The sequence below is a fragment of the Mycobacterium sp. TH-M103 genome (assembly GCF_057473785.1).
Genome location: NZ_JBYCLG010000363.1, coordinates 1 through 4,981 on the forward strand (window position 1 = coordinate 1; position 4,981 = coordinate 4,981).

The following is a 4,981-nucleotide window of genomic DNA, read 5'->3' on the forward strand; positions in this document are numbered from 1 at the left end:
CACGATGAGCATCGCCCAGCGGCTCTACGAGAACGGCTACATCACCTATATGCGTACCGACTCGACCACGCTGTCGCAGTCGGCCATCGACGCCGCCCGCACGCAGGCGCGTCAGCTCTACGGCGAGGAGTATGTCGCGGCGTCCCCGCGCCAGTACACCCGCAAGGTGAAGAACGCCCAGGAGGCGCACGAGGCGATCCGGCCGGCGGGGGAGACGTTCGCCACCCCGGACGCGGTGCGCCGCGAGCTCGACGGCGACGAATTCCGGCTCTACGAATTGGTCTGGCAGCGCACGGTCGCGTCGCAGATGGCCGACGCGCGCGGGACGACGCTGAGCCTGCGGATCGCGGGCGCGTCCGGCGACCAGCAGGTGGTGTTCTCCGCCAGCGGCCGCACCCTGACCTTCCCGGGCTTCCTCAAGGCCTACGTCGAGACCGTCGACGAACTCGCCGGCGGCGAGGCCGACGACGCCGAGCGTCGGCTGCCGCAGCTGACCGAGGGGCAGCGGCTGGCGGCGCGCGAGCTGACCCCGGACGGGCACGCCACCAACCCGCCGGCGCGCTTCACCGAGGCGTCGCTGGTCAAGGCGCTCGAAGAGCTGGGCATCGGCCGGCCATCGACCTACTCCTCGATCATCAAAACCATCCAGGACCGCGGCTACGTCCACAAGAAGGGCAGCGCGCTGGTGCCCTCGTGGGTGGCGTTCGCCGTCACCGGCCTGCTCGAGCAGCACTTCGGCCGACTCGTCGACTACGACTTCACCGCCGCGATGGAAGACGAGCTCGACGCGATCGCCTCGGGCCAGGAGCGGCGCACCGACTGGCTGAACAACTTCTACTTCGGCGGGGATCACGGCGTGTCCGACTCGGTGGCGCGCGCCGGCGGCCTGAAGAAGCTCGTCGGGGTCAACCTCGAAGGCATCGACGCCCGCGAGGTGAATTCCATCAAGCTCTTCGACGACGACCAGGGCCGCCCCGTCTACGTCCGGGTGGGCAAGAACGGCGCCTACCTGGAGCGCATGGTGCCCGGCGAAGACGGCGAACCCAAGCCGCAGCGGGCCAACCTCAACGACTCCCTGACGCCCGACGAGCTGACGCTGGAGCTGGCCGAGGAGCTGTTCGCCACGCCGCAGGAGGGCCGCGTGCTCGGGGTGGACCCGGAGACGGGCCACGAAATCGTCGCCAAGGACGGCAGGTACGGCCCGTACGTCACCGAGGTCCTGCCGCCGGCGCCCGACGAGGACGGCGGCGCCGCGGCGCCGGCGAAGAAGGGCAAGAAGCCCACCGGCCCCAAGCCGCGTACCGGTTCGCTGCTGCGCAGCATGGACCTGCAGACCGTCACCCTCTCCGACGCGCTCAAGCTGCTGTCGCTGCCCCGGGTGGTCGGCGTCGATCCCGGCTCGGGCGAGGAGATCACCGCGCAGAACGGCCGTTACGGCCCATACCTGAAGCGCGGCACCGATTCCCGGTCGCTGGCGACCGAGGAACAGATCTTCGACATCACCCTCGAGGAAGCGCTGCGGATCTACGCCGAGCCCAAGCGCCGCGGCCGGCAGGCCGCCGCCGCACCGCCGCTGCGCGCGCTGGGGACAGACCCCGCATCGGGCAAGCCGATGGTGATCAAGGACGGCCGTTTCGGGCCCTATGTCACCGACGGCGAGACCAACGCGAGCCTGCGCAAGGGCGACGACGTGGCGTCGATCACCGACGCGCGGGCGGCCGAGCTGCTGGCAGACCGTCGCGCCCGGGGGCCGGTGAAGCGGCCCGCCAAGAAGACGGCCCGGAAGGCCGCCGCTAAATCGCCGGCGAAGAAGGCCGCCAAGCGCGGCTAGCTCGACACCTGCTGGCGGGCCACCTCGCCGTGGGCGGCGAGCTTGACCGGCCGGGCCAGCTGGGTGGGCGCCACCCGCCCGCGCAACTCGACGACCTCACCGACGTCCCAGCACAGGGCCTCGGCGTCCAGCGCGCCGCTGACCGCGATCGCCGACGCGAGCACGTGGCCGGTCTCGAGCTTGGCCAGCTCCGTCAGGCGCGCCGCCTCATTGACGGGGTCGCCGATCACGGTGTATTCGAAGCGGGCCTGCGCGCCGATGTGGCCGGCGATGGCCCGGCCCGCCGACACCCCGATCCCGAACTCCGCGGACCCGATGACCGGCAGCAGCTCGTCGTGTAGTTCGCGGGCGGCCGCGAGCGCCCCGCCGGACGCGTCCGGGTGCTCGATGGGGGCGCCGAAGATGGCCAGCGCGGCGTCGCCCTGGAACTTGTTGACGAACCCGCCGTGCCGGCCGACGGTCTCGACGACGACTCGGAAGAACTCATTGAGCAGGTGCACCACCTCGGCCGGTGGCCGGGTCGCGGCCAGCTGCGTCGAGCCGACCAAATCGACGAACAACACGGCGACGTGGCGTTCCTGCCCGCCCAGCTCGGTGCCCCGCTCCAGGGCGCGGCGGGCGACGTCCTCGCCGACGTAGCGGCCGAACAGGTCGCGCAGCCGCTGCCGCTCGGACAGGTCGCGGACCATGTCGTTGAACCCGGCCTGCAGCAGGCCCAGTTCGCTGGCGTCGTAGATCTGCATGTGGGCGTTGTAGTTTCCGCGCTGCACCTCGCTCAGCGCCCAGCGCAGCTGGCGCAGCGGGTCGGCGATCGACATGGCCACCAGCAGAGTGCTGACGAACCCGATGCCCAGTGCCGCCAGGGCCAGCAACAGGATCGGGGTGAACAGCTTGTCCGGCGTCGCGTGCAGCAGCGAGGTCTTGTCGGCGACCACCGCCAGCACGATCGCCAGCACGGGCACGGCGGTGGAGAGCATCCAGGTCAGGATCTGGCGCAGGATGACGCCGGGGGCCTTGACGTTCTCCGGCACGCCGCTGCGCAGGGCGGAGACGGCGACCGGGCGCAGCACCCGCTCGGACTGCAGGTAGCCGATGATCGCGGTGGCGGCGGCGCCCAGGCCGGTGGCGACGGCCACGACCGGTGCGGCGAACCTGGCCACCGACCAGCTGGCGACGATGAACACCACGCCGCCGATGCACCAGGCGACCATGCTGGTCAGCGTGCGGTAGAACGGCATGCGCAAGGCCCGGCTGCGGGCCAGCTCGGTGGCGGCCGGGTCGGTCTCGGCCAGCAGGTTGTCGCGGCGCTGCCAACGGAAGACCGGCATCAGCAGCTTGAGGTTGATCACCGAGACGGCGAGGAACAGCACGACCAGCGAGCCCGCGAACACCGCCAGGTTCACCCCCGGCAGGTCCTGCAGCTGCAGGCGGTCCTCGGGTGGCAGGCCGTAGCGCAGGAAGCCGAGTACGAATAGGGCGCCGATGATGTCGGCCTGCACCATGCTCAACAGGAACAGGGGCCACGGGGTGCGCACCACCCACCGGACGAACGCGTTGATCCGCCCGGGCAGTGTCGCCGCGGTTGCCATCAATCCACCGTATCGGTCAGTGGCCTTTTGTTGGAAAACTCTAAGGACCACGGCAAGTCGCCTGGTGGCGCCCGAAAGCCGGGGAGTTCACGAAACCGTCGCGATCCGGTGGCCGATCGGTGTCCGTCGGCGGGTGTCACTACTGTTGCCGGTGATGTCCGGGGTGTTTACGCGGCTGGTAGGCCAGGAGGCGGTGGAGGCCGAGCTGCTGGCCGCGGCGCGGGCCGCCCGCGGTGATCTGGATCACGCGGGCGCCGGCGACGGGACTATGACACATGCGTGGCTCATCACCGGCCCGCCGGGGTCGGGGCGCTCGGTTGCGGCGTTGTGCTTCGCGGCCGCGCTGCAATGCACCGCGTCGTTCGACGACGGCGGTCCCGGCTGCGGCAGCTGCCGGGCGTGCACGACGACGATGGCCGGCACTCACGCCGACGTGCGGCGGGTGATTCCCGAGGGCCTGTCCATCGGCGTCGACGAGATGCGCGCCATCGTGCAGATCGCGTCGCGCCGCCCGTCCGGCGGGCACCGGCAGATCGTGGTGATCGAGGACGCCGACCGGTTGACCGAGGGCGCGGGGAACGCGCTGCTGAAGGTCGTGGAGGAACCACCGCCGTCGACGGTGTTCCTGCTGTGCGCGCCGTCGGTGGACCCCGAGGACATCGCGGTGACGCTGCGGTCCCGGTGCCGCCACGTCGCGCTCGTGACACCGCCCACCGAGGCGATCGCGGGCGTGCTGGTCGACACCGACGGCCTGGACGCCGAGACGGCCGGCTGGGCCGCCTCGGTCAGCGGGGGCCACGTGGGCCGGGCGCGGCGGCTGGCCACCGACCCCGAGGCCCGGCAGCGCCGGGAGAAGGCGCTGGGGCTGGTGCGCGACGCCGCGACCCCGGCGCGGGCGTATGCGGCCGCCGAGGAGCTGGTGGCCGCCGCCGAGGCCGAGGCGGTGGTGCTGACCGCCGACCGCGCCGAGGCCGAGACCGAGGAGCTGCGGACGGCGCTGGGCGCCGGCGGCACCGGCAAGGGCACCGCGGGCGCGCTGCGCGGCGCAACGGGCGCGATCAAGGACCTGGAGCGGCGGCAGAAGTCGCGGCACACCCGGGCGTCGCGGGACGCGCTGGACCGCGCGCTGATCGACCTCGCGACGTATTTCCGCGACGCCCTGGTGGTGTCCGCGGGCGCCCCGGCGATCCGGCCCAACCACCCGGACATGGCCGAGCGGGTCGCGGCCCTGGCCGGCCACGCCGCGCCCGCCCGGCTGCTGCGCTGCATCGAGGCGGTGCTGGAGTGCCGCGAGGCGCTGGCGATGAACGTCAAACCGAAGTTCGCCGTCGACGCGATGGTCGCCGCCATCGGCCAGCAGCTGCGCGAGTGACTTGGGCGGGCCGGGCCGCCTGCCGTAGACTCGTGCCGCCCCTACGCGGGCACGCCGCCTTAGCTCAGTCGGTAGAGCGATTCACTCGTAATGAATAGGTCAGGAGTTCGATTCTCCTAGGCGGCTCCACGGCTCCACGGCTCCATGCCTCAGGCCGGGGTCAGGAATCCCACCGGTCCCGACGCGAGG

General features: G+C 71.9%; 3 protein-coding genes and 1 tRNA gene. 3 read left to right on the forward strand and 1 reads right to left on the reverse strand.

Features of this window, described 5'->3' with window-relative positions; genetic code table 11:
* A partial coding sequence (locus AC2VOR_RS20055; protein ID WP_486964386.1) for a DNA topoisomerase occupies positions 1 to 1,831 on the forward strand: 1,831 nt, incomplete at its 5' end.
* Here the strand turns inward: AC2VOR_RS20055 and AC2VOR_RS20060 are convergent.
* Complete coding sequence (locus AC2VOR_RS20060) at positions 1,828 to 3,420, reverse strand: adenylate/guanylate cyclase domain-containing protein (protein WP_486964387.1); 1,593 nt, start codon at positions 3,418 to 3,420, stop codon at positions 1,828 to 1,830. The genes AC2VOR_RS20055 and AC2VOR_RS20060 overlap by 4 nt on opposite strands.
* Positions 3,421 to 3,574: 154 nt before the next feature.
* Here AC2VOR_RS20060 and AC2VOR_RS20065 point away from each other — a divergent pair, with 154 nt between their 5' ends.
* Positions 3,575 to 4,792, forward strand: coding sequence for a DNA polymerase III subunit delta' (locus tag AC2VOR_RS20065; protein WP_369736661.1), 1,218 nt, complete (start codon positions 3,575 to 3,577; stop codon positions 4,790 to 4,792).
* Positions 4,793 to 4,845: 53 nt separating this feature from the next.
* Positions 4,846 to 4,921, forward strand: a tRNA-Thr gene (locus AC2VOR_RS20070).
* Positions 4,922 to 4,981 lie beyond the last annotated feature (60 nt).